Origin of the sequence: Klenkia taihuensis (assembly GCF_900112525.1) — a bacterium.
Classification (GTDB): domain Bacteria; phylum Actinomycetota; class Actinomycetes; order Mycobacteriales; family Geodermatophilaceae; genus Klenkia; species Klenkia taihuensis.
On sequence record NZ_FOMD01000001.1, the window covers coordinates 1,097,724 to 1,120,954 of the forward strand.

Genomic DNA, 23,231 nt, shown 5'->3' on the forward strand with positions numbered 1-23,231 from the left:
GGGAAGATCGCCCGCGTGAGCCCGCAGAACCGTGCCGAGGTGGTCGTCGACCTCGACGCCATCGCCGCCAACACCGCCGTGCTGCGCGAGCGGGTGGGCCGCCCGCTGATGGCCGTGGTCAAGGCCGACGGCTACGGCCACGGCCTGGTGCCCGCGGCCCGCGCCGCGCTGGCCGGCGGTGCCGACGCGCTGGGCGTCACCGTCCTGGAGGAGGCCCTGGCGCTGCGCGCCGCTGGGGTCACCGCGCCGGTGCTGTCCTGGCAGCACGTCCCGGGCGCGGACTACGCCGCGGGCATCGCCGCCGACGTCGAGCTCTCGGTCAACGCCGGCTGGGCGCTGGCCGAGGTGGTCGACGCCGCCCGGGCCACCGGCCGCCCGGCCGCCGTCCAGCTGTTCGTGGACACCGGCCTCTCGCGCGAGGGCGCCACCCGGGAGGACTGGCCCGCCCTGGTGGAGGCCGCGGTGCGGGCCGAGGCCGACGGCGACGTCCGCGTCACCGGCCTGTGGAGCCACCTGGCCTACGCCGACGCGCCCACCCACCCCACCATCGCCGCCCAGGTCGCGGTCTTCGAGGAGGCGACCGCCCTGGCCCGCGGCGCCGGGCTGACCGACGCCCGGCGGCACCTGGCCAACTCCGCGGCCACCGTGGCGCTGCCGCACACCTGGTACGACATGGTCCGGCCTGGCGTCGCCGTCTACGGCCTGGACCCCCTCGGCGGCGACCCGGCCGACCAGGGGCTGCGCCCGGCGATGACGGTGCGCGCCCGCGTGGCGCTGACCAAGCGGGTGCCCGCCGGGACCGGGGTGTCCTACGGGCACACGCACCACACGGCGGCCGCGGCGAACCTGGCGCTGGTCCCCGTGGGGTACGCCGACGGCGTGCCGCGGGCGGCCGGCAACCGCGCGCCCGTGCTGGCCGCCGGGGCCCGGCGCACCATCGCCGGGCGGGTCTGCATGGACCAGTTCGTGCTCGACCTCGGCGACGACGAGCTGGCACCGGGCGACGAGGTCGTGCTCTGGGGCCCCGGGGACGGCGGGGAGCCCACCGCGCAGGACTGGGCCGACGTGCTGGACACCATCCACTACGAGCTGGTCACCCGCGTCGGCGGCCGGTTCGCGCGGGTCCACACCGGCACCGCGGGGGTGCCGGCGTGAAGCACCCGCAGCCCCGCACCGTCGGCCTGGTCGGCGGCCTGCTCGGCCTGGCCGCCGCGGGCACCGCGGTCGGCGTGGCCGCCACCCGGGCGGCCTCCTCCCGGGTCCGGGCGGACAAGGTCGGGCCGGTGCCGGGCGCGCTGCCGCTGCCGCAGGTCGACATCACCGACCAGCCGGCCGAGGTGCAGCGCGCCGAGGACCCGCTGGGCGGGCGCTCCCGCCCGGCCGACCGCACCGCGCTGGTGCACACCACCGACGGCGTGCTGCTCGACGTCGAGGAGGTCGGCCCGGTCGACGCGCCGCTGACCGTGGTCTTCGTGCACGGCTACACGCTGTCGATGGCCTCGTGGACCTTCCAGCGCCGCGACCTCGGCCGCGAGCTGGCCACCGGCAACGGGCACCGGCCCCGCGCGCGGCTGCTGTTCTACGACCAGCGGGGCCACGGCGGCTCCGGCCGCGGCGACTCCGAGCACTCCACCGTCGACCAGCTGGCCGAGGACCTGGTGGCGGTGCTCGACGCCCGGGTGCCGCGCGGCCCGGTCGTGCTGGCCGGGCACTCGATGGGCGGCATGACGGTGCTGCAGCTGGCCGCGCGCCGCCCCGACCTGTTCGGCGGGCGGGTGGCCGGCGTCGCCCTGGTGTCGACGTCGGCCGGCGGCCTGGAGGACCTCGACCTCGGCCTGCCCGGCGTGCTCACCCGGCTGCGGGCCGCGGTCTTCCCGGTGGCCGGCTTCGTCATGCGGCACCGGCCCGGCTTCGCCGAGTGGGTCCGCCGGTCGGCCGCCGACGTGGTCAGCTGGGCGACCAGGGCGCTGTCCTTCGCCCGCGACGACGTCGACCCGCGGCTGGTCGACTACGTCGACGCGATGATCGCCGGTACGCCCGTCGAGGTGATCGCCGAGTTCTACCCGGCCATCGTCGGCCTGGACGCCGAGGCCGCCATCGAGCCGCTGGCGCACATCCCGGTGCTGGTGCTCACCGGCGACGAGGACAAGCTGATCCCGCAGGGCCACAGCGACCGCATCGTGGCCGAGCTGACCGCCGCGGGCGCCCGCGACCTGACCTACCGGGTGGTGCCGCACGCCGGGCACCTGGTGCTGCTGGAGGACCCCGACGCGGTGACCGCCGCGCTCACCGACCTGGTGCGCCGGGTGACGGCCCGGTGAGGCGCTCCCTGCCCACGGTGGAGGACACCCGGGCCCTGGGTGCCGAGCTCGCCGGGCTGCTGCGCCCGGGCGACCTCGTGGTGCTGTCCGGGCCGCTGGGCGCGGGCAAGACCGCGCTCACCCAGGGCATCGGCGCCGGCCTCGGCGTCCCCGGCCCGGTCACCTCGCCGACGTTCGTGCTGGCCCGGGTGCACCGCGGTGGCCGGCTGCCGCTGGTGCACGTGGATGCCTACCGGCTGGGCTCCCTGCTCGACGTCGACGACCTGGACCTCGACGCCACCCTCGAGGAGTCGGTCACCGTCGTGGAGTGGGGGCACGGGCTGGTCGAGCAGCTCGCCGACGAGCACCTGGTGGTGGAGCTCGACCGGGACGCCGGCGACGACGTCCGCACGGCGACCCTGGTGCCGCACGGGCCCTCCTGGACCGTCCGGCTGCGCCCCACCCGCGAGCGCTCCTCGGTCCGCGTGCTGCTGGTCGACGACGCCGGCCGGGTGCTGCTGTTCCACGACAGCGACGCCGGCCTGGACCCGGTCGTCACCTGGTGGATGACCCCCGGCGGCGGCATCGACGACGGCGAGGACGACGTCACCGCCGTGGTCCGGGAGCTGGCCGAGGAGACGGGCCTGCAGGTCGACCCCGCGCAGGTGCGGGGCCCGCTGGCCCGGCGCCGGGTGCGGCACGGGTTCAGCGACGTGGTGGTCGACCAGCGCGACACGTTCTACGCCGTCCGGGTGCCCGCCTTCGAGGTCTCGGTCCTGGGCCACACCGAGGACGAGCAGCGCACGATCCTCGGCCACCGGTGGTGGACCCGCGAGGAGCTGGCCGGCACCGGTGAGACGGTCTACCCCGGCGACCTCCCCGCGCTGCTCGACCTGGCCGACGAGCCCGACCGCTGGCCGGTCGACCTGCCCGACGTCGACGAGTCCACGCTGCCCTGACCGGGCCCGGCTAACCTCGTCGGTCGTGCTCACCCTGGCGATCGACACCGCCACGCCGACCCTCGTCGTCGGCGTGGCCGACGGCGACCGGGTGCTGGCCGAGGCCGGCGTCCCGTCGGGCACCCGGCACGCCGAGCTGCTCACCCCGACGGTGACCGACGTGCTGGCCCGCGCCGGGGTCGCCGTGGCCGACCTGGCCCGGCTGGTCGTCGGGCTGGGGCCGGGGCCCTACACCGGGCTGCGGGTGGGCATCGTGACCGCCGCGGCGCTGGGCGACGTGGTCGGCGTCCCGGTGCACGGGGTCTGCTCGCTGGACGCGGTCGGCGAGGGGCCCCGGGTCGTGGTGACCGACGCCCGCCGCAAGGAGGTCTACTGGCGCGCCTACGACGGCGGCCCGCTGGGCGGGCCCGACGTCGGCCGGCCCGAGGAGCTGGACCTGCCCGACCTGCCGGTCGTGGGCGACGCCCGGTTCGCCGAGCGGCTGGGCCGGGAGGTCGCACCCGCCGAGGTGACCACCGCCGGTCTGCTGCGCGCCGTCCCGGCCGGGGAACCCGCGCCGCTGACCCCGCTCTACCTGCGCCGGCCCGACGCGGTGCCCAACGTGGTCCGCAAGCCGGTGACCCGGTGATCGAGCTGCGCCCGATGACGCGGGAGGACCTCACCGCCGTGATGGCGCTGGAGGAGGAGCTCTTCGCCCCCGACACCTGGACCCGGGCCATGTACCTCGAGGAGCTGGGGATGACCGACACCCGCAGCTACACCGTCGCGGTCGACGGCGACGAGGTCGTGGGCTACGCCGGGCTGATCGCCTACCCCGACGAGGCGCACGTCGCGACCATCGGGGTCACCGGGTCCCGGCAGGGCCAGGGCATCGGCGGCCGGCTGCTGGACGCGCTGCTGGCCGAGGCCGACCGGCGCAGCCCCGTCGTCCTGCTCGAGGTGCGGGCGTCGGACGAGGCGACCCAGGGGCTCTACGCCCGGCGCGGGTTCGCCCCGATCGGCGTGCGGCCGAACTACTACCCCCACAGCGGGGAGGACGCGGTGGTGATGAAGCGTGGCTGAGCGCACCGACCAGCCGCTGGTGCTGGGGTTCGAGACCAGCTGCGACGAGACCGGCATCGGCCTGGTGCGGGGGCACACGCTGCTCTCCGACGCGCTCGCGACGAGCATGGCCGAGCACGAGCGGTTCGGCGGCGTGGTCCCCGAGATCGCCTCGCGCGCGCACCTGGAGGCGATGGTCCCGACCGTGCACCGCGCCCTGGCCGACGCCGGGGTGGCGCTGCCGGACGTGGACGCCGTCGCGGTGACCAGCGGGCCCGGGCTCACCGGCGCGCTGCTGGTCGGCGTGGCCGCGGCGAAGGCCTACGCCCTGGCCCTCGGGGTCCCGCTCTACGGGGTCAACCACCTGGCCGCGCACGTCGCCGTCGACGAGCTCGAGCACGGCCGCCTGGCCGAGCCCAGCATCGCCATGCTGGTCTCCGGCGGGCACAGCTCGATCCTGCTGGTGCCCGACCTGTCCCAGGACGTCGTCGAGCTCGGCCGCACCGTCGACGACGCCGCCGGCGAGGCCTTCGACAAGGTCGCCCGCGTGCTCGACCTGCCCTTCCCGGGCGGCCCGCCGATCGACCGCGCCGCGCAGGAGGGCACCGCGTCGATCGCCTTCCCGCGCGGCCTGACCGGCCCCCGCGACCCGGCCTACGACTTCTCCTTCTCCGGCCTGAAGACCGCCGTCGCCCGGTGGGTGGAGGCCCAGCAGCGCGACGGCGTGCACGTCAGCGTCCCCGACGTCGCGGCGAGCTTCCAGGAGGCCGTCGTCGACGTCCTCACCGCCAAGGCGGTGCGGGCGTGCCGCGACCACGGCGTGGACCACCTGGTCATCGGCGGGGGAGTGGCGGCCAACTCGCGGCTGCGCGCGGTCGCCCAGGAGCGCTGCGACGCCGCCGGGATCGTGCTGCGGGTGCCCAGCCGGCGGCTGTGCACCGACAACGGCGCGATGGTCGCCGCGCTCGGGTCGCGGCTGGTGATGGCCGGCGTGGCGCCGTCGGAGCCCGACCTGGGCGCGGACAGCTCGCTGCCGATCGACGTCGTCTCGCGCTGAGGGTCCTCAGCCCTCGCAGAGCAGGACGGTCGGGACGTCGGCCACCCGGGTGACGACGACGACCGCCCGCCCCTCGCCCTTCCCGCGCAGCTGCTTCACCAGCGCCTCGGGCTCCACGGCCGACCCGCGCTTCTTGACCACCACCCGGCCGATGCCGCGCTCGCGCAGCAGGGCCCTCAGCCGCTTGACCGAGAACGGCAGCACGTCGGTGACCCGGTAGGAGCTGACCCAGGGGGAGTCGGCGGGTGCGTCGGAGGTCAGGTAGGCGATCTGCTCGTCGACCAGCGTCGCGCCCAGCTGCTGCGCGACCGTGGCGACCAGGCCGGACCGGATGACCGCGGGGTCGGGCTCGTGCAACCACCCGCGCGGGGCGGCGACGGGGGCCCGGCCGGGGTCGGTGTCCGCGGTCAGCTCGTGGACGGTCCCCGACCGGACGACGGTGGCCCGCCGCCAGGTGGCCGACACGCCCCGGCCCCACAGCAGCGCCTCGACGATCGACCCGCCGACCGACACCCACTCGGCCTCCACGCCCCCGGGCACCCGGTCGTGGTCCAGGCCGGGCGCCACCTTGACCACGCAGCGCGGCACCGCGTCCAGCAGCGCGGTCACGGTCGACCACGGCGGGGACCAGCCGTCGGGGTCGGTGATGCGCCGGCCGTGCGCCCGCCGCGCCGGGTCCAGCACGGCGGCGCCGCACCCGGCGACCTGCCCGTCGGCGGCGGCCGCGACCAGGTCGACCACGTCGGCGTCGCGCACGTCCACCGGCAGGCCGAGGGCTGCGGCGTTGTGCGCGGTCAGCTCCCGGGCCACCGGGTCGCGGTCGACGGCGACCACCGACGCGCCGGCCCGGGCGAGGGCGAGGGCGTCGGTGCCCGACGCGCAGCCCAGGTCGACCGCGGTGCCGACCCCACCGGCCAGCAGCCGCGCGGCGCGGCGGTCGGCCAGCCCGGGCCGGCCGGCCTGCTCCAGGGTGTCGCCGGTGAACAGCAGCCGGTCGGCGTCGGCGCCGAAGACCGGCCGGGCCCTCTCCCGCTGCCGGGCCACGCCCCACGCGGGCCCGCCGAGGTCGGCCCCGAACTCCGCGCGCAGCCGGGACAGCGCGGTGACCACGTCGGTGCGGTCGGCCAGCAGCCCGGCCGCCCGGGTCAGCGCCGCGGCGCCGGTGGGGGTGGCCAGCAGGCGCAGCTGGCGGACGGTCTCCTCAGCGGGTTGCTCGACCTCGGACGGCACCCGCACAGCCTGGCCCACGATCCTGGGCGGGCCGGGGCCGACCCGGTTGAGCGGCTGGCACTCTGGTGGGTAGAGTGCCAACCGACACGGGCTGGGCCTGACCCCCGCGACGGCAGACCCCGGCCCCCGTGCCACAGCGTCAGCACCATCCACTGCTCGTCGGACGAGAAGGGGGAGTCACCACGTGACCACCGCCACCAAGGTCAGCATCAAGCCGCTCGAGGACCGCGTCGTCGTCCAGGCCAACGAGGCCGAGACCACCACCGCCTCCGGCCTGGTCATCCCGGACACCGCCAAGGAGAAGCCCCAGGAGGGCACCGTCGTCGCCGTCGGCCCCGGCCGCATCGACGACAACGGCAACCGCGTCCCCCTGGACGTCAACGTGGGCGACGTCGTCGTCTACTCGAAGTACGGCGGCACCGAGGTGCGCTACGCCGGCGAGGACTACCTCGTGCTGTCGGCCCGCGACCTGCTGGCCGTCGTCGAGAAGTGAGCTGAGCTCACCGCTCCACCTGCAACCGCCCCGGCGACCCGTGAACACCGGGTCCCGGGGCGGTTCGCGTCCCACCCCCAGTACCTGAGATCGAGAGGTCCTCCGTGCCCAAGATCATCCAGTTCGACGAGGACGCGCGCCGCGCCCTCGAGCGCGGCGTCGACAAGCTCGCCGACGCCGTCCGCGTGACCCTCGGCCCCCGCGGCCGCAACGTGGTCATCGACAAGAAGTTCGGCGCCCCCACCATCACCAACGACGGCGTCACCATCGCCCGCGAGGTCGACCTCGACGACCCGTTCGAGAACCTCGGCGCGCAGCTGGCCAAGAACGTCGCCACCAAGACCAACGACGTCGCCGGCGACGGCACCACCACCGCCACCGTGCTGGCCCAGGCCCTCGTCCACGAGGGCCTGCGCAACGTGGCCGCCGGCGCCAACCCGACCGCGCTGGGCCGCGGCATCACCGCCGCCGTCACCGCGGTGCAGGCCGCCCTGGACGAGGTCGCCATCCCCGTCGACGGCCGGCAGGCCATCGCCCACGTGGCCACCATCTCCGCCCAGGACGCCGTCATCGGCGACCTGATCGGCGAGGCCATGGAGAAGGTCGGCAAGGACGGCGTCATCACCGTCGAGGAGTCCAACACCCTGGACACCGAGCTGGTCGTCACCGAGGGCCTGGCCTTCGACAAGGGCTACCTGTCGCCGTACTTCGTCACCGACCAGGAGTCGATGGAGGCCGTCCTCGACGACACCCTCGTGCTGCTGGTCTCGGGCAAGGTCTCCGCGCTGGCCGACCTGCTGCCGCTGCTGGAGAAGGTGCTCTCGACCGGCGGCCGGCCGCTGCTGATCATCGCCGAGGACGTCGAGGGCGAGGCGCTGTCCACCCTGGTGGTCAACTCCATCCGCAAGACGGTCAAGGTCGTCGCGGTCAAGTCGCCGTTCTTCGGTGACCGCCGCAAGGCCTTCATGCAGGACCTCGCCATCGTCACCGGCGGCCAGGTCGTCAGCGAGGACGTCGGCCTCAAGCTCGCCGAGGTCGGCCTCGAGGTGCTGGGCACCGCCCGCCGGGTCACCGTCACCAAGGACGACACCGTCCTGGTCGACGGCGGCGGCCAGCCCACCGCGGTCTCCGACCGGGTCGCCCAGATCCGCCGCGAGATCGAGTCGACCGACTCCGACTGGGACCGCGAGAAGCTGCAGGAGCGGCTGGCCAAGCTCGCCGGCGGCATCGGCGTCATCCGCGTCGGCGCGGCCACCGAGGTCGAGATGAAGGAGAAGAAGCACCGCATCGAGGACGCCATCGCCGCCACCCGCGCCGCGGTGGAGGAGGGCGTCGTCCCCGGGGGCGGCTCCGCCCTGGTGCACGCCGCGGCCGCCGTCGACGGGCTCACCCTCGACGGCGACGAGGCCACCGGCGCCCGCTCGGTGCGCAAGGCCCTCGACGCCCCGCTCACCCAGATCGCGGCCAACGCCGGCTTCGAGGGTCCGGTCGTGGTCGGCAAGGTGCGCGAGCTCGGCTCCGGGCAGGGCTTCAACGCCGCCACCGGCGCCTACGGCGACCTGGCCGCCGAGGGCGTGCTCGACCCGGTCAAGGTCACGAAGGCCGCCCTCGGGCACGCCGCCTCGATCGCGGCGATGGTGCTGACGACGGACTCCGCCGTCGTCGAGGCGCCCGAGGAGGACCACGACCACGGCGGTGGCCACCACACCCACGGCCACTCGCACGGGGGCCACGGCCACTCCCACTGAGGAAGGACCCCCTCCCACCCCCGGGCGCGCTGCGCGCCCGGGGGCCTGGGAGGGGGCCGTCCCGGTGCCGCACGACGACGAAGGGCCGGTCGACCATCCGTGGTCGACCGGCCCTTCGTGGTCCGGGGGTGGTGCGGGGCGTCAGACGCCCACGCGCACCGGGGCGTTCTCCGCGGCGATGAGCCGGGTGCGCTCCTCCTCGCTCATGCCGCCCCACACCCCGTAGGGCTCGCGGACGCTCAGCGCGTGCTTGAGGCAGGCCTCGACGACGGGGCAGGTGCCGCACACGGCCTTCGCCGCAGCCTGGCGCCGGGCCCGGGCGGGACCGCGCTCGCCGTCGGGGTGGAAGAACAGGGACGTGGACTCGCCACGGCAGGCGCCGTGCAGTTGCCAGTCCCACACCTCGGCGACGGGGGTGGGCAGGCGGCGGATGTCGGCCATGTGGGGTCCTCCTGATCTCGGGCGACCGGGGTGCTGCCCGGCGCTCAGCCACCACTGCCCGTGCGTGATCACCGCCAAACACGATCGCGATCAACTCCTTCTGCGGGATCGCCGGATGTGTGCATCGGGCGGTCGCCGCCGCGCTCCTCACCCGCCGGGGTGACACCCACTGGGCACCACCCCGGCTGCGGATCAAGGTGGGTGACGACCCCGCCGACCACCGGGTGGGGGACACCGGTGCCCCGGACGGGCACGGCTGGTGAGGACAGGAGCACACGTGATCGAGGACAGGACCCGGGCCGCGGTGAACGGCGGCTCGCACGGTGTCGGCGGATCGACCGTGTGGGTGTTCGACGAGCGCCGGCGCGTCCGCGACGACGTGGCCTCCCGGCTGGTCGCGCTGCCGTCGGTCGCGCGTGTCGAGGCCGTGGGCGACCCCGCCTCGCTGCTCGCCCGGCTGGCCACCCGCCAGCCCGACGTCCTGCTGGTCGGCACCCAGCGGGCGACCGACAGCGGCCTGGCCGTCGCCACCCAGGTGCTGCGCCAGCACCCGACGGTGCCGGTCCTGGTCCTCGGCGCCCCCGACGACGCCGCGAGCGTGCAGGCCGCCGTCGCCGCCGGCGCCCGCGGCTACCTGCGCTGGGACGCCTCGCCCGTGGAGATGGGCCTGGGCGTGTCCCGCGTCGGCCTGCGCGCCGAGCCCGCCCGCCCGCCGCACACCGGCCCGCTGTCGGCCGTCGGCGCCGGCTCGGCCCCCGCCTGGGGCGGCTCCACCGCCCTCGCGGCCGCCGCGCCCACCACGGTGCGCGCCGCCGTCCGCGTCGAGGTCCCCGCCGTCACCCTGTCGGTGCGCGAGATGCAGGTGCTCACCGGCATGAGCCAGGGCAAGAGCAACGCCCAGATCGGCCGCGAGCTCTACCTGTCCGAGGACACCATCAAGACCCACGCGCGCCGGCTGTTCCGCAAGCTCGGCGCCAAGGACCGCGCCGAAGCGGTCGCCAGCGGGTTCCGTCGCGGCATGATGAGCTGACCCCGCCCGACGACCCCCGCACGGTCGACGGGTCCGCACCCCGACAGACGAGGACCCAGCACCCATGACCGGCGACCGGGTGGACGTCAGCGTGGTCGTGCCGACCTACGACGAGGCGGCGAACATCGCCGAGCTGCTGCGCCGCGTCGACGCGGCCGTCGGCGGGCCCGCCACCGAGGTCGTGGTGGTCGACGACTCCCGCGACGACACCGCCGCGGTCGCCCGGGCCCAGGCACCGTCGCTGCGCTCCCGGCTGGTGGTCATCCACCGGGCCGAGCCCGAGGGCGGGCTGTCCGGTGCCGTGGTCGCCGGGCTGCGCGCCGCCCGCGGGCGGCAGTGCGCGGTGCTCGACGGCGACCTGCAGCACCCGCCGGAGGTGCTGCCCGCGCTGCTGGACGCGCTGGAGGGCGCCGACGTGGCCGTCGCCTCCCGCTACACCGCCGGCGGGGCCGCCGAGGGCCTGTCCGGGTGGCTGCGGCACGGCGTCTCGCGCACCACCACGCTGGTCACCAAGGCCATGTTCCCGACCCGGCTGCACACCTGCAGCGACCCGATGACCGGGTTCTTCGCCCTCGACCTGGACCGGGTCGACCTCGACGAGCTGCGGCCGAAGGGCTTCAAGATCCTGCTGGAGGTGCTGGTCCGGCGCCGGCGCCGGATCCGCGAGGTGCCCTTCGCCTTCGGCGCGCGCACCGGCGGGTCCTCCAAGGCCTCGCTGCGCCAGGGCCTGTGGTTCCTCTGGCAGCTGGTCGACCTGCGCTTCGGCCGGATGTCGGGCTTCGCGCTCATCGGCGCGCTCGGCGCGGTGGCCAACGTGGCGATCGTGTCGGCGCTCGTCGCCCTCGGCATGTCGTTCCTGCCGGCCGCGGTGATCGCCGCCGAGGCCACCATCGTGGGCAACTTCCTGCTGCAGGAGCGGTTCGTCTTCGCCGACCTGGTCGCCTCGGCCGACCCCACCTGGCGGCGGTTCCTCCGCTCGGCGCTGTTCAACAACACCGAGAGCGCCATCCGCATCGCCATCGCCTGGTGGCTGGTGGCGCACGGCGTGCTGCACAGCGCGATCGCCACCGCGGTCACGCTCGCCGTGGCCTTCGTGGCGCGGTTCGTCTTCCACGCGCTGGTGGTCTACCGGCCCCGCGAGGGCGGTGCGGTGCCGGCCGCGCGGGAACGGGCCCGCGTCTAGGGCTGCTGCCTAGGGCTGGTCGTCACGGGCGTGCCGGCCCGGCGGGTGCCCCTCGCGGGGCTCCTCGGCCTCGGCGCGGGCGGCCACCCCGTCGGCGTAGCCGCTGGCGTAGTCCCAGCTGACGTAGTCGTCGGGGTCGGGGTCGAAGGGCGGCTCGTGCCGGCCGGTCTGGCCCTCGTCGAGCAGCTGCCGCAGGTTGGCCTGCATGAGCGCCCAGTCGACGTGGTGCTCCTCGTCGCAGTCGGGGCAGTCGACCACGATGCCCTTGACGCCGGTGGGCTCGAGGAGGGTGCGGAACACCTCCAGCTCGGCCAGGTCGTCCAGCACCCCGGCGCGCTCCTCCATGGTCAGCGGGGGAGGCGGCGGAGCTTCGTCGCTGCCGCTGCCGTCGCTGCCGAAGGCGTCGTCCCACGAGGTCACGGGCCGAGGGTAGGCGTCCCGGGGGTGTGACGGGGGCGGCAGCCTACGATCGACGGGGTCCCCGTGCGCCGTCCCGGCGCCGTACCACCGGACGTCCCCCCGACGTCCCCCGGACGAGAGGTGGCGGCACCCGTGCAGCCCGACGCCAGCACCCCCGAGCTCCCCGCGAAGTTCGCGCCCCTCGGGCTGACCTACGACGACGTCCTGCTGGTGCCCGGTGCCTCGGACGTCGTCCCCGCCGAGGTCGACACCTCGTCCCTGCTGACCCGCGGCATCCGGCTGTCCATCCCGCTGGTGTCCAGCGCCATGGACACCGTCACCGAGGCCCGGATGGCGATCGCCATGGCGCGGGCCGGCGGCGTCGGCATCCTGCACCGCAACCTGGCCGCCGAGGAGCAGGCCGGGCAGGTCGACCTGGTGAAGCGGTCGGAGTCGGGGATGATCACCAACCCGGTGACCTGCTCCCCGGACAACACCCTGGCCGAGGTCGACGCGCTGTCGGGCCGCTACCGCATCTCCGGCGCCCCCGTGGTCGACGGCGACGGCGTGCTGGTCGGCATGGTCACCAACCGCGACATGCGCTTCGAGTCCGACCACGCCAACCGGCTGGTGCGCGACGTGATGACCCCGCTGCCGCTGGTCACCGCCCCCGTCGGGGTCGACGGCGACACCGCGCTGGCCCTGCTGCGCCAGCACAAGGTGGAGAAGCTGCCGCTGGTCGACGACGCCGGCCGGCTGCGCGGCCTGATCACGGTCAAGGACTTCATCAAGCGCGACCAGTACCCGAACTCCACCAAGGACGCCGACAACCGCCTGGTGGTGGGGGCCGCCCTCGGCGTCGGCGAGGACGCCTACAAGCGCGCCGGCCTGCTCGTCGACGCCGGCGTCGACGTGCTCGTGGTCGACACCGCGCACGGCCACCAGCGCGCCGTGCTGGAGATGGTGACCCGGGTGAAGAAGGACTTCGCCGGGGTGGGTCAGGGCATCCAGGTGGTCGGCGGCAACGTCGCCACCCGGGCCGGCGCGCAGGCGCTGGTCGACGCCGGGGCCGACGGCGTCAAGGTCGGCGTCGGGCCGGGCTCGATCTGCACCACCCGCGTGGTCGCCGGCGTCGGCGTCCCGCAGGTCACCGCGGTGTACGAGGCCTCGCTGGCCTGCAAGCCGGCCGGGGTGCCGGTGATCGCCGACGGCGGGCTGCAGTACTCCGGCGACATCGCCAAGGCCCTGGTCGCCGGTGCCGACACGGTGATGCTGGGGAGCCTGTTCGCCGGCGTCGAGGAGGCCCCGGGCGACCTGGTCTTCATGAACGGCAAGCAGTACAAGTCCTACCGCGGCATGGGCTCGCTCGGGGCCATGCAGAAGCGCGGCAACCAGTCCTACAGCCGCGACCGCTACTTCGCCGACGACGTCCTCTCCGACGACAAGCTCGTCCCCGAGGGCATCGAGGGCCAGGTGCCCTACCGGGGCGCGCTGTCCGGGGTGGCCCACCAGCTCGTCGGCGGCCTGCGCGCCTCCATGGGCTACGCCGGCGCGGCCACGGTCGCCGAGCTGCAGGAGAAGGGCCAGCTCACCCGGATCACCGCGGCCGGCCTGACCGAGAGCCACCCGCACGACATCCAGATGACCGTCGAAGCTCCCAACTACCGGGCCCGGTGACCCCAGTGCCAGTGCGTGACAACGTCGAGATCGGGCTGAACCGCTTCGCCCGCCGCGGCTACGACCTCGACGAGGTCTCGATCGTGCCCAGCCGGCGCACCCGGGACGTCGACGACGTGTCCACCGCCTGGCAGATCGACGCCTTCCGGTTCGGCATCCCGCTGGTCGCCAGCCCGTCGGACGCCGTGATGAGCCCGGCGACGGCGATCGCGGTCGGCCAGGCCGGCGGGCTGGGCGTGCTCAACGCCGAGGGTCTGTGGACCCGCTACGACGACCCGGCCGACGTCTACGCCAAGCTGCGCGAGGCCGCGGCGTCGGGGACGTCGAGCACCGCGCTGCTGCAGGAGCTCTACCGCGAGCCGGTCAAGACCGACCTGATCACCGCCCGGGTCAAGGAGCTGCGCGACTCCGGCGTCACCTCGGCGGTGCGGATCAGCCCGCAGCACACCGAGCAGTTCGCCGCCACGGTGCTCTCGGCCGGGGTCGACCTGCTGGTCATCCAGGGCACGATCGTCTCCGCCGAGCACGTCACCACCCAGGACGACTCGCTCAACCTCAAGGAGTTCATCGCCGACCTCGACGTCCCGGTGATCGTGGGCGGGGCGGCGGACTACCAGACCACGCTGCACCTCATGCGCACCGGCGCGGCCGGGGTCATCGTGGGCGTGGGCGCCGACAGCGCGTCCACCGGCGACGCCGTGATGGGTGTGCGGGTGCCGCTGGCCACCGCGATCGCCGACGCCGCTGCGGCCCGCCGGGACTACCTGGACGAGACCGGTGGCCGGTACGTGCACGTCATCGCCAACGGCGCGATCGAGACCTCCGGGGCGATCGCCCGCGCGCTGGCCTGCGGGGCCGACGCCGTCCAGCTCGGCGAGCCGCTGCGCTCGGCGGCCGAGGCCCCGGCCGGCGGCGCCTGGTGGGACTCCGTCGCCGCGCACCCCCGGCTGCCCCGCGGCGTGGTGGACGCCCCGGTGCCCGCCGCGGCGCCGCTGGAGCAGGTGCTCAACGGGCCGGCGGTCGAGGCCGACGGCCGGACCAACCTGTTCGGCGCGCTGGCCCGCACGATGGCCAAGACCGGCTACCGGGACCTCAAGGAGTTCCAGCGGGTCGACCTGGTCATCGGGGGCTGAGGATGGACTTCCCCACGGTCCTGGTCGTCGACTTCGGCGCCCAGTACGCCCAGCTCATCGCCCGCCGCATCCGCGAGGCCGGCGTCTACTCCGAGCTGGTGGGCTCCGACGTCCCCGTCGCCGAGGTGCTCGCCCGCAAGCCGGCGGCCATCGTGCTGTCCGGCGGGCCGTCGTCGGTGTACGCCGAGGGGGCCCCGCAGGTCGACCCGGCGCTGTTCGAGGCCGGGGTCCCGGCGTTCGGCATCTGCTACGGCTTCCAGGCGATGGCGCAGTCCCTCGGCGGCACCGTCGCGCACACCGGCGACCGGGAGTACGGCGGCACCCCGCTGACCGTCACCACCGCGAACCGGCTGTTCGGGGAGACCCCGCTGGAGCAGTCGGTGTGGATGAGCCACGGCGACGCGGTGTCGGCGGCCCCGCCCGGGTTCACCGTCACGGCCACCTCCACCGGCGCCCCGGTCGCGGCCTTCGAGGACGTCGACCGCAAGCTCGCCGGCGTGCAGTTCCACCCCGAGGTCAAGCACACCGCGCACGGCCAGACCGTGCTCGAGCACTTCCTGTTCGACATCGCCGGGCTCGAGAAGTCCTGGACGACGGCCAACGTCGTCGAGGACCAGGTCGAGGCGGTCCGCGCGCAGATCGGCGACAAGCGGGCGCTGTGCGCGCTGTCGGGCGGCGTGGACTCCGCGGTCGCCGCAGCCCTCGTGCAGCGCGCCATCGGCGACCGGCTGACCTGCGTCTACGTCGACCACGGGCTGATGCGCGAGGGCGAGACCGAGCAGATCGAGCGCGACTTCGTCGCCGTCACCGGCGCCGACCTGCGGGTGGTCGACGCCCGCGAGCAGTTCCTCACCGCGCTGGCCGGGGTCAGCGACCCCGAGCAGAAGCGCAAGATCATCGGCCGGGAGTTCATCCGGGTCTTCGAGCAGGCCGCCACCGACGTGGTCGCCGACGCCCAGGCCCACGGGGAGACCGTGGAGTTCCTGGTCCAGGGCACGCTCTACCCCGACGTCGTCGAGAGCGGCGGCGGCACCGGGACGGCGAACATCAAGAGCCACCACAACGTCGGCGGCCTGCCCGAGGACCTTACGTTCAGCCTGGTGGAGCCGCTGCGCACGCTGTTCAAGGACGAGGTGCGCGCGGTCGGCCTGCAGCTGGGCCTGCCCGAGTCGCTGGTCTGGCGGCAGCCGTTCCCCGGGCCGGGCCTGGGCATCCGGATCGTCGGCGAGGTGACCGCCGACCGGCTGGACACCCTGCGCCGGGCCGACGCGATCGCCCGCGCCGAGCTCACCGCCGCCGGGCTGGACCGGGAGATCTGGCAGTGCCCGGTGGTGCTGCTGGCCGACGTCCGCTCGGTGGGTGTGCAGGGCGACGGCCGCACCTACGGCCACCCGGTGGTGCTGCGGCCGGTGTCCAGCGAGGACGCGATGACCGCGGACTGGACCCGGCTGCCCTACGACGTGCTGCAGCGGATCTCGACCCGGATCACCAACGAGGTGGCCGAGGTCAACCGGGTGGTGCTGGACGTGACCAGCAAGCCCCCGGGCACCATCGAGTGGGAGTGAGCGGTTCCGCCCCGCAGCGTTGATCAGGGGACCTGGTCGAAGTCCGTCCCCCTGCGCCAGATCTGGTGCAGGAGGACGGACTCCGGTGCAGGAGGACCGGTCATCCCCGGGGCTTGCGGAGCTCGTTGACCAGCAGCCCGACGCCGGCCACGACGAGGACGACGGCGACGAACCCGCCGCCGAACACCCAGCCCGGCAGCGAGGTGCCGACCAGACCGAGGACGGCGACCAGGCAGAACACCACGCCTGCGGTCAGCGCCAGCAGGTCGGGGGAGCGGCGGCGCGGGGCCGGCGCGGCGGCGGGCTGGGGCGTCCAGCCGGTGCTGCCGTCGGTGAGGACGGCGGTGTCGCGGCGGTCGGTGTCGGGGTGCACGGTGGTCTCCTGCTCGCTGGTGGCGGGGGTGCGGGGGTCGGTCGGCTCAGCCACGGGACACCGTCACGTCGCCGATGCCCGACTGGATCGTCAACACGATCTCGGGGGTGCTGTCCCCGGTCCACGGCCGCGACCCGGTGCCCGGGAAGAAGCCGCCCTGCGACCCGTCGCCGAACACGTCCGCCTCGCCCACCCCGTTCTGCACGTCCACCTGGACGTCGGCCGAGCGCGGGACCACGACCTCGACGTCCCCGATGCCGGCGTCGATCGTGGTGGTGATCGGCGCGGTGAGGTCAGCCAGGTCGATGCCGGTCAGGTCGAGCTCGGTGTCGCCGACCCCGCTGCGGTAGTCCGCGCGCACCGCGTCGGCGGTGGCCGGGGCGTAGCTGCGGTCACCGACCCCGCCGCGGGTCCGGTCGGACCAGCCGTGGCCGGCGGACGCGACGACCACCGCGAAGGTCAGCAGCACGCCCAGGGCCACGAGCGGCCCGCGGGCCGCGCGGCCGGCGACGAACGCGCCCACCCCGAGCCCGAGGCCGACGACGAGCAGCGCGATCGACAGGAAGACCACCGGGCCGGGGCTCCACGGCGTGGCCCAGGCGACCAGGGCGGTGACGCCGAGGGCGATCAGCAGGGCCGCCACGGTCACCCCGGGGACGGGGGAGCGGGGCTCGACCGCCCGCGGCCCGGGCTGCGGTGCACCCGGGTCGACCGGGCGGGCCGGCATGAGCAACCACAGCAGCAGGTAGACCAGGAACCCGGTGCCGCCGGCGAAGACCAGGGCGATGAACCCGACCCGCCACAGCAGCGCGTCGATGCCGGTGTACTCGGCGAGGCCGCCGCCGACACCGCCGATCACCTTGTCGGTCCGGCTGCGGCGCAGCGGGGGCCGGGCCGGCTGGTACGGGGGCGGGGTGCCGCCGGCGGGCGGTTCGGGGAAGGGCGGCAGCGGCGGCGGAGGGGTCTGCGGCGGGGACGGAGTCGTCATGGCGTCCACCCTCCGTGCGTCGGGGACCCGACGGTATCGGGGAACACCCCGGTCCGACCCCGGTTCCGCCCCCTCAGGGTGTTCCCCGATGTGCCCGCCCGGCGGCCCGGGGCACGATGGACCGGTGACCACGACCGCGCCCCCGGCAGGCGTCCGCGCCGACCGGCCGCCGCTGCTGCGGGCCCGCCGCGGCCGCGTGCTCGGCGGGGTCGCCGCGGGCACCGCCGACCACCTGCGGCTGGACCCGGTGGTCGCCCGCGTCGCGTTCGTGCTGCTGGGCATCTCGGGCGTCGGCGTGGTCGCCTACGCGCTGCTCTGGTTCACCATGAAGGCCGCGCCGGCCGACTACGAGCGCCCGCAGCGCCCACCGCGGGCCAGCGGACGGCAGCTGCTCGGGCTCGTCGCGCTGGGCGTGCTGGCGCTGGGCCTGTCCAGCCGGCTGGACACCCTGACGCGCGGCGACGTCGTCGTCCCCCTGGTGCTGGCCGGGGCCGGGCTCGCCGTCATCTGGTACCAGCTGGACACCGAGCGCGCCGACGCCCGGTCGGCCCGGTGGGGCCTGGTGGTCGGCGTGCTGCTGGCCGGCGGTGGGCTGGTGCTGCTGCTGGCCACCACCGGCCAGCTGGTCAACGCCCGCAACGGCTTCGTGGCCACCGTCGTGGTGCTGGTCGGCGTGGTGCTCGCGACCGCGCCGCTGTGGCGCCGGTTGCTGGACTCCCGCGCCGACGAACGCGCCGCCCGGATCCGCTCGGAGGAGCGGGCCGCGGTGGCCGCGCACCTGCACGACTCGGTGCTGCAGACCCTCGCGCTGGTGCAGAAGCACGCCGGCGACCCCGCGCAGGTCACCCGGCTGGCCCGGGGCCAGGAGCGCGAGCTGCGGAGCTGGCTGTACGACCCGCGCGCCGCCGAGGGGGGTACCTGGGCCGGCCGGGTGTCCGAGCTGGTGGCCGAGGTGGAGGCCGACCACGAGGTCGCCGTCGACCCGGTCGTGGTGGGTGACCTGGACGTCGACGACGCCGTGGAGGCGCTGGCGCGGGCGACCCGCGAGGCGGTGGTCAACGCCGCCAAGCACGCCGGGGTGTCCTCGGTCGACCTCTACACCGAGGTCGCCCCCGACGCGGTCACCGTCTACGTGCGCGACCGGGGTGCGGGGTTCGACCCCGACCGGGTGCCCGAGGACCGCCGTGGGCTGCGGGACTCCGTGGTCGGGCGGCTGCAGCGGGTCGGCGGCACCGCGACGGTGCACACCGCGCCGGGCGCCGGCACGGAGGTCGAGCTGGTGCTGCCGAGGAGGACGACGTGACACGGGTGTTCCTGGTCGACGACCACGCCATGGTGCGCTCGGGGGTGCGCGCCGAGCTGGGCGACGCCGTCGAGGTGGTCGGCGAGGCCGCCGACGTCGCCGAGGCCGTCGCGGGCGTGCGGGCCACCCGCCCCGACGTCGTGCTGCTCGACGTGCACCTGCCCGGCGGGGGAGGGCGCGCGGTGCTGGAGACGCTGCGCGCCGAGCTCCCCGACGTCCGGTGGCTGGCCCTGTCGGTCTCCGACGCCGCCGAGGACGTCATCGCCGTCATCCGGGCCGGCGCGCGCGGCTACGTCACCAAGACGATCAGCGGCCCCGACCTGCGCGACGCGGTCGCCCGGGTGGCCGAGGGCGACGTGGTGTTCTCCCCCCGGCTGGCCGGCTTCGTGCTGGACGCCTTCGCCGCCGGGCCGGCCGCCCCCACCCCCGAGCCGGACGTCGACCCCGGCCTGGACCTGCTGTCGGCGCGGGAGCGGGAGGTCATGCAGCTGCTGGCCCGCGGCTACACCTACCGCGAGATCGGCCAGCGGCTGTTCATCTCGGTGAAGACGGTGGAGTCGCACGCCTCGGGCGTGCTGCGCAAGCTGCAGCTGTCCAACCGCAACGAGCTCACCCGCTGGGCGGTGGACCGCAAGCTCGCCTGACCCCCGGGTCGCGTCGACCTAGGCGGTGTGCACCACCTGGAAGGCCTCGGCGAGGCGGCCCTCGGGCAGCCGGTGCCGGGCGGCGGTCTGCCGCATCCAGCCGGTCACGAACTCCCGCAGCTGGCCCTCGGGCTGGTGCGCGACCTGGGTGACGTGCGACTCCAGCGCGGCGAACTTCCGCTCGACCACGTCGGTGACGTCGACGGCGTGGTCGGTGCGCGGGCTGGCGCCCAGCCACACCTCGGCGACGGCCCAGGCGTCCAGGCCCTCGTCGGCGAGCAGCTCGGGGAAGGCGAAGGGGTTGCGGGCGTCGGGGTAGACCGCGCGCAGCGTGGACTCGCCGACCGTCATGTGGTCGGGGTGGCTGGCCCCGATCCGGTCGTACATCCGCTCGGGCGAGGAGGTCAGCACCCGCTGCGGGCGGACCTGCCGGATCACCCGGCTGATGTCGCGGCGCAGGTCCAGGGTGAGCTCGAGCCGGCCGTCGGGGTAGCCGAGGAACCGGACGTCGGTGACGCCGACGGCCGCCGCGGCCGCCCGCTGCTCGGCCTGCCGGAGCCGCGGCATCTCCTCGCGGGGGGTGTCGTCGAACCCGCCCGCGTCGCCGTCGGTGACGATCAGGTAGGTGACCTCGGTGCCGGCCGCGGTCCAGGTGGCGACCGTGCCGGCGCTGCCGAAGTCGACGTCGTCGGGGTGGGCGAGCACGCACAGGGCGCGCTCGACGTGCTCGGCGGGGGGACGCTGCGGGGAGCTCACGAGGGGAGTGAAGCAGCCCGGGCAGCCCGGTGTTCCCCCGTGCGGCTCAGAGCCGGCCGCGGCCCTGGCGGAGCAGCATCATGCCCAGCGCGGCACCGTCGGTGCCCAGGGCCTGCTGGAACTTCGCCAGCACCTGCTGCTCGCGGGCCAGGGACAGCCGGGTGCCGCCGGTGGAGCGGCGCAGCGCACCGATCTCCTGGGAGATGGCGAGCCGCTGCTGCACGAGCCGGATGATCTCGGCGTCGCAGGCGTCGATGTCGCCGCGCAGTTCGCCGATGCGGGCGGCGGCGTCCACGGTGGTGTCGGTGGTCGTGCTCATGGGGTTCCTCCTGGGTGGGAGGGCCGTCGGACCCCGGAGACGAAGGAACCCCGGGCTCGTGGGCCCGGGGTTCGTCTGTCAGTGGCTAGCGCTGAGGGACGGCGACCGGTACCCGGTGGCCGTAGTAAAACTCGCGCGCGCTCAGCACGGAGGGGAGTCTGCCACACCTCGCGGCCCCGGGGGAATGTCGGTGCCGGCGCCTAAGCTCGACGTCGTCATGAGCAGCCCCCAGATCTCCCTCCCCGGAACCGCCGCCCTGCCCCGCCAGACGTCCGGCCAGGTCGGCCGCGAGCTGGAGCGGATGCTCGCCGGGCTCAACGGCCCGCAGCGCGACGCGGTGGTGCACGAGGGCGGCCCGCTGCTCATCGTGGCCGGCGCCGGGTCGGGCAAGACCCGGGTGCTCACCCACCGCATCGCCTACCTGCTCGGTGCCCGCGGCGCGCACCCCGGCGAGATCATGGCGATCACCTTCACCAACAAGGCCGCCGGCGAGATGAAGGAGCGGGTGGCCCAGCTGGTCGGCCCGCGGGCCCGGGCGATGTGGGTGTCGACCTTCCACTCGATGTGCGTGCGCATCCTGCGCGCCGAGGCCGACAAGCTCGGCATGAAGAGCTCGTTCACCATCTACGACCAGGGCGACTCGGTCCGGCTGATGACAATGGTGGCCCGCGACCTCGACCTCGACGCCAAGCGCTACCCCGGCCGCAGCCTCGCCGCGCAGATCTCGAACCTGAAGAACGAGCTGGTCGACGAGGAGTCGTTCAACCCGCAGACGGCGCCGGAGAAGGTGCTGCGCGACGTCTACGCCCTGTACCAGCGGCGGCTGCGCGAGGCGCACGCCATGGACTTCGACGACCTGATCATGACCACGGTCAACCTGCTGCAGGCCTTCCCCGACGTCGCCGAGCACTACCGGCGCCGGTTCCGGCACGTGCTGGTCGACGAGTACCAGGACACCAACCACGCGCAGTACGCCCTGGTCCGCGAGCTCGTGGGGTTCCCCGGTGGGCCGGTGCCGCCGGCCGAGCTGTGCGTGGTGGGCGACGCCGACCAGTCCATCTACGCCTTCCGCGGCGCCACGATCCGCAACATCGACGAGTTCGAGCGCGACTACCCCGAGGCCACCACCATCGTGCTGGAGCAGAACTACCGCTCCACCCAGCGCATCCTGCGCGCGGCCAACCAGGTGATCGCCCGCAACACCGCCCGGCGGCCGAAGAACCTGTGGTCCGACGCCGGCGACGGCGAGCTCATCGAGGGCTACGTCGGGGAGAACGAGCACGACGAGGCCGCCTGGGTCGCCGAGCAGATCGACAAGCTGGTCGACGACGGCCTGGCCAAGCCCAAGGACATCGCGGTCTTCTACCGCACCAACAACGCCTCCCGCGTCTTCGAGGAGGTGTTCATCCGGGTCGGCATGCCCTACAAGGTGGTCGGCGGGGTGCGCTTCTACGAGCGCAAGGAGGTCCGCGACGCGCTGGCCTACCTCAAGGTGGTCAGCAACCCCACCGACGTGGTCAGCCTGCGCCGGGTGCTCAACACCCCCAAGCGCGGCATCGGCGACCGCGCCGAGGCGTGCGTGGAGACCCTCGCCGACCGGGAGCGGATCGCCTTCGCCACCGCGCTGCGCCGGGCCGAGGAGGCGCCGGGGCTGGCCACCCGGTCGCTGAAGAACATCCAGGAGTTCGTGTCGCTGCTCGAGGAGTTCGAGCACCTGCTGGCCACCGGCTCGGGACCCTCCGCGCTGCTGGAGTCGATCCTGGAGCGCAGCGGGCTGCTGTCCGAGCTCGAGGCCTCCACCGACCCGCAGGACGAGGGCCGGGTGGACAACCTGCACGAGCTGGTCAGCGTCGCCGCCGAGTTCGAGGCGGTGAACCCCGAGGGCAGCGTCACCGACTTCCTCGAGCAGGTGTCGCTGGTCGCCGACGCCGACCAGATCCCGGTCAGCGGCGACGACGCCGGTGTGGTGACGATGATGACGCTGCACACCGCCAAGGGCCTGGAGTTCCCGGTCGTCTTCCTGACCGCGCTCGAGGACGGCGTCTTCCCGCACCTGCGCGCCCTGGGCGACAGCAAGGAGCTGGAGGAGGAGCGCCGGCTGGCCTACGTCGGCATCACCCGCGCCCGCGAGCGGCTGTACCTGTCGCGGGCGACGGTGCGCACCTCGTGGGGCCAGCCGGCCTACAACCCGCCGTCCCGGTTCCTGGACGAGCTCCCCGACGACGCCGTGCACTGGACCGGCGTGGACCCCAAGCCCTCGGCGTCCTTCGGGTCGGCCCAGCGCCGGGTGGCCGCCACGGGGCTGTCCACCGGCGGGCTGCGCGGCGGTGCGGGCAACCGTCAGGTCATCAGCGTCGACGTCGGCGACCGGGTCAGCCACGACGCGTTCGGCCTCGGCACCGTCGTCGAGGTCAACGGCGTCGGTGACAAGGCCCAGGCCACCGTCGACTTCGGCTCCGGCGGCACCAAGCGCCTCGTCCTCCGCTACGCCCCGGTCGTGAAGTTGTAGGAGCTCCGCTCCTGCGACGGCACGACCGACTGCATCGCGATACTCCGGATCGGACCGCGGCCACGAGCCAGGTACCGGCTGAG

Annotated in this window: 23 protein-coding genes; 16 read left to right on the forward strand and 7 right to left on the reverse strand. The window is 74.9% G+C overall.

All coding sequences use genetic code 11. From position 1 onward, the window contains the following. Positions 1 to 15 precede the first annotated feature (15 nt). From alr to tsaD, 6 genes are read left to right on the forward strand one after another with little or no spacing between them, the layout of a single operon-like run. Positions 16 to 1,155: an alanine racemase gene (gene alr, locus BM158_RS05530; protein WP_091555326.1), complete on the forward strand. Its 1,140-nt coding sequence runs from the start codon at positions 16 to 18 to the stop codon at positions 1,153 to 1,155. Continuing rightward, positions 1,152 to 2,321, forward strand: a complete 1,170-nt coding sequence (locus BM158_RS05535; protein WP_091555328.1) for an alpha/beta fold hydrolase — start codon at positions 1,152 to 1,154, stop codon at positions 2,319 to 2,321. Before alr ends, BM158_RS05535 begins: the two co-directional genes overlap by 4 nt. Continuing rightward, complete coding sequence (gene tsaE / locus BM158_RS22285) at positions 2,318 to 3,259, forward strand: tRNA (adenosine(37)-N6)-threonylcarbamoyltransferase complex ATPase subunit type 1 TsaE (protein ID WP_091555330.1); 942 nt, start codon at positions 2,318 to 2,320, stop codon at positions 3,257 to 3,259. The genes BM158_RS05535 and tsaE overlap by 4 nt, the downstream gene beginning before the upstream one ends. Before the next feature lie 25 nt (positions 3,260 to 3,284). Next, positions 3,285 to 3,887 carry a tRNA (adenosine(37)-N6)-threonylcarbamoyltransferase complex dimerization subunit type 1 TsaB gene (gene tsaB / locus BM158_RS05545; protein ID WP_091555332.1) on the forward strand — a complete coding sequence of 201 codons (603 nt, stop codon included), beginning with the start codon at positions 3,285 to 3,287 and terminating at the stop codon, positions 3,885 to 3,887. Continuing rightward, positions 3,884 to 4,321 carry a ribosomal protein S18-alanine N-acetyltransferase gene (rimI, locus tag BM158_RS05550; protein ID WP_229827629.1) on the forward strand — a complete coding sequence of 146 codons (438 nt, stop codon included), beginning with the start codon at positions 3,884 to 3,886 and terminating at the stop codon, positions 4,319 to 4,321. The genes tsaB and rimI overlap by 4 nt, the downstream gene beginning before the upstream one ends. Continuing rightward, positions 4,314 to 5,357 carry a tRNA (adenosine(37)-N6)-threonylcarbamoyltransferase complex transferase subunit TsaD gene (gene tsaD / locus BM158_RS05555; RefSeq protein WP_091555334.1) on the forward strand — a complete coding sequence of 348 codons (1,044 nt, stop codon included), beginning with the start codon at positions 4,314 to 4,316 and terminating at the stop codon, positions 5,355 to 5,357. Before rimI ends, tsaD begins: the two co-directional genes overlap by 8 nt. 6 nt (positions 5,358 to 5,363) lie before the next feature. Here tsaD and BM158_RS05560 read toward each other — a convergent pair whose 3' ends face one another. Further along, positions 5,364 to 6,587: a class I SAM-dependent methyltransferase gene (locus BM158_RS05560; protein ID WP_091556367.1), complete on the reverse strand. Its 1,224-nt coding sequence runs from the start codon at positions 6,585 to 6,587 to the stop codon at positions 5,364 to 5,366. A 184-nt stretch (positions 6,588 to 6,771) separates the two neighbouring features. Here BM158_RS05560 and groES point away from each other — a divergent pair, with 184 nt between their 5' ends. Next, the gene (gene groES / locus BM158_RS05565; protein ID WP_091061468.1) at positions 6,772 to 7,080 is read left to right on the forward strand and encodes a co-chaperone GroES; all 309 of its coding nucleotides are present in this window, start codon (positions 6,772 to 6,774) and stop codon (positions 7,078 to 7,080) included. Positions 7,081 to 7,184: 104 nt separating this feature from the next. Then, complete coding sequence (gene groL / locus BM158_RS05570; RefSeq protein ID WP_091555336.1) at positions 7,185 to 8,828, forward strand: chaperonin GroEL; 1,644 nt, start codon at positions 7,185 to 7,187, stop codon at positions 8,826 to 8,828. Positions 8,829 to 8,969: 141 nt separating this feature from the next. On the opposite strand, the gene BM158_RS05575 is transcribed toward groL, so the two are convergent. Beyond that, positions 8,970 to 9,269: a WhiB family transcriptional regulator gene (locus tag BM158_RS05575; RefSeq protein ID WP_091061472.1), complete on the reverse strand. Its 300-nt coding sequence runs from the start codon at positions 9,267 to 9,269 to the stop codon at positions 8,970 to 8,972. Between the two features lie 277 nt (positions 9,270 to 9,546). Here BM158_RS05575 and BM158_RS05580 point away from each other — a divergent pair, with 277 nt between their 5' ends. Continuing rightward, positions 9,547 to 10,299: a response regulator transcription factor gene (locus BM158_RS05580; protein ID WP_091555338.1), complete on the forward strand. Its 753-nt coding sequence runs from the start codon at positions 9,547 to 9,549 to the stop codon at positions 10,297 to 10,299. Between the two features lie 64 nt (positions 10,300 to 10,363). Next, positions 10,364 to 11,482, forward strand: a complete 1,119-nt coding sequence (locus BM158_RS05585; protein WP_207506184.1) for a glycosyltransferase — start codon at positions 10,364 to 10,366, stop codon at positions 11,480 to 11,482. Between the two features lie 9 nt (positions 11,483 to 11,491). Here BM158_RS05585 and BM158_RS05590 read toward each other — a convergent pair whose 3' ends face one another. After that, positions 11,492 to 11,902 carry a DUF5319 family protein gene (locus tag BM158_RS05590; protein ID WP_091555340.1) on the reverse strand — a complete coding sequence of 137 codons (411 nt, stop codon included), beginning with the start codon at positions 11,900 to 11,902 and terminating at the stop codon, positions 11,492 to 11,494. Positions 11,903 to 12,022: 120 nt separating this feature from the next. Between BM158_RS05590 and guaB the strand changes: the two genes are divergently transcribed. Genes guaB through guaA form a run of 3 tightly spaced genes read left to right on the forward strand, consistent with a single transcriptional unit; the run spans position 12,023 to position 16,256 of the window. Beyond that, positions 12,023 to 13,558, forward strand: coding sequence for an IMP dehydrogenase (gene guaB / locus BM158_RS05595; RefSeq protein ID WP_457920185.1), 1,536 nt, complete (start codon positions 12,023 to 12,025; stop codon positions 13,556 to 13,558). Between the two features lie 11 nt (positions 13,559 to 13,569). Next, positions 13,570 to 14,691: a GuaB3 family IMP dehydrogenase-related protein gene (locus tag BM158_RS05600; protein ID WP_091061478.1), complete on the forward strand. Its 1,122-nt coding sequence runs from the start codon at positions 13,570 to 13,572 to the stop codon at positions 14,689 to 14,691. 2 nt (positions 14,692 to 14,693) lie between these two features. Beyond that, on the forward strand, positions 14,694 to 16,256 hold the full coding sequence (gene guaA, locus BM158_RS05605; protein WP_091555342.1) for a glutamine-hydrolyzing GMP synthase: 1,563 nt from the start codon (positions 14,694 to 14,696) through the stop codon (positions 16,254 to 16,256). A 100-nt stretch (positions 16,257 to 16,356) separates the two neighbouring features. Here the strand turns inward: guaA and BM158_RS05610 are convergent, their stop codons facing one another. Next, a complete protein-coding gene (locus tag BM158_RS05610) occupies positions 16,357 to 16,683 on the reverse strand; it encodes a hypothetical protein (protein WP_091555344.1) in 327 nt (108 codons plus the stop codon). Next, positions 16,676 to 17,617, reverse strand: a complete 942-nt coding sequence (locus BM158_RS05615) for a PspC domain-containing protein (RefSeq protein WP_091555346.1) — start codon at positions 17,615 to 17,617, stop codon at positions 16,676 to 16,678. Before BM158_RS05615 ends, BM158_RS05610 begins: the two co-directional genes overlap by 8 nt. Before the next feature lie 124 nt (positions 17,618 to 17,741). On the opposite strand from BM158_RS05615, the gene BM158_RS05620 reads away from it, so the two are divergent. Continuing rightward, positions 17,742 to 18,920 (forward strand): ATP-binding protein, encoded by a 1,179-nt coding sequence (locus BM158_RS05620; RefSeq protein ID WP_229827627.1) that lies wholly within the window; start codon positions 17,742 to 17,744, stop codon positions 18,918 to 18,920. Next, on the forward strand, positions 18,917 to 19,564 hold the full coding sequence (locus BM158_RS05625) for a response regulator (protein WP_091555350.1): 648 nt from the start codon (positions 18,917 to 18,919) through the stop codon (positions 19,562 to 19,564). Before BM158_RS05620 ends, BM158_RS05625 begins: the two co-directional genes overlap by 4 nt. An 18-nt stretch (positions 19,565 to 19,582) precedes the next feature. Here BM158_RS05625 and BM158_RS05630 read toward each other — a convergent pair whose 3' ends face one another. Both BM158_RS05630 and BM158_RS05635 read right to left on the reverse strand, forming a co-directional pair. Then, positions 19,583 to 20,320, reverse strand: coding sequence for a PIG-L deacetylase family protein (locus BM158_RS05630; RefSeq protein WP_091555352.1), 738 nt, complete (start codon positions 20,318 to 20,320; stop codon positions 19,583 to 19,585). Positions 20,321 to 20,366: 46 nt separating this feature from the next. Continuing rightward, entirely contained in the window at positions 20,367 to 20,639 is a 273-nt protein-coding gene (locus BM158_RS05635) for a chorismate mutase (protein WP_091555354.1), read from the reverse strand. A 217-nt stretch (positions 20,640 to 20,856) separates the two neighbouring features. Here BM158_RS05635 and pcrA point away from each other — a divergent pair, with 217 nt between their 5' ends. Continuing rightward, positions 20,857 to 23,148 carry a DNA helicase PcrA gene (pcrA, locus tag BM158_RS05640; RefSeq protein ID WP_091555356.1) on the forward strand — a complete coding sequence of 764 codons (2,292 nt, stop codon included), beginning with the start codon at positions 20,857 to 20,859 and terminating at the stop codon, positions 23,146 to 23,148. The last annotated feature ends 83 nt before the right edge of the window (positions 23,149 to 23,231 follow it).

Excerpts from the sequence above, each read along its gene's own strand:
- pcrA (WP_091555356.1), top strand. The coding sequence starts at position 20,857 with ATGAGCAGCCCCCAGATCTCCCTCCCCGGAACCGCCGCCCTGCCCCGC.
- BM158_RS05575 (WP_091061472.1), bottom strand. The coding sequence starts at position 9,269 with ATGGCCGACATCCGCCGCCTGCCCACCCCCGTCGCCGAGGTGTGGGAC.
- BM158_RS05635 (WP_091555354.1), bottom strand. The coding sequence starts at position 20,639 with ATGAGCACGACCACCGACACCACCGTGGACGCCGCCGCCCGCATCGGC.
- BM158_RS05585 (WP_207506184.1), top strand. The coding sequence starts at position 10,364 with ATGACCGGCGACCGGGTGGACGTCAGCGTGGTCGTGCCGACCTACGAC.
- BM158_RS05615 (WP_091555346.1), bottom strand. The coding sequence starts at position 17,617 with ATGACGACTCCGTCCCCGCCGCAGACCCCTCCGCCGCCGCTGCCGCCC.
- guaA (WP_091555342.1), top strand. The coding sequence starts at position 14,694 with ATGGACTTCCCCACGGTCCTGGTCGTCGACTTCGGCGCCCAGTACGCC.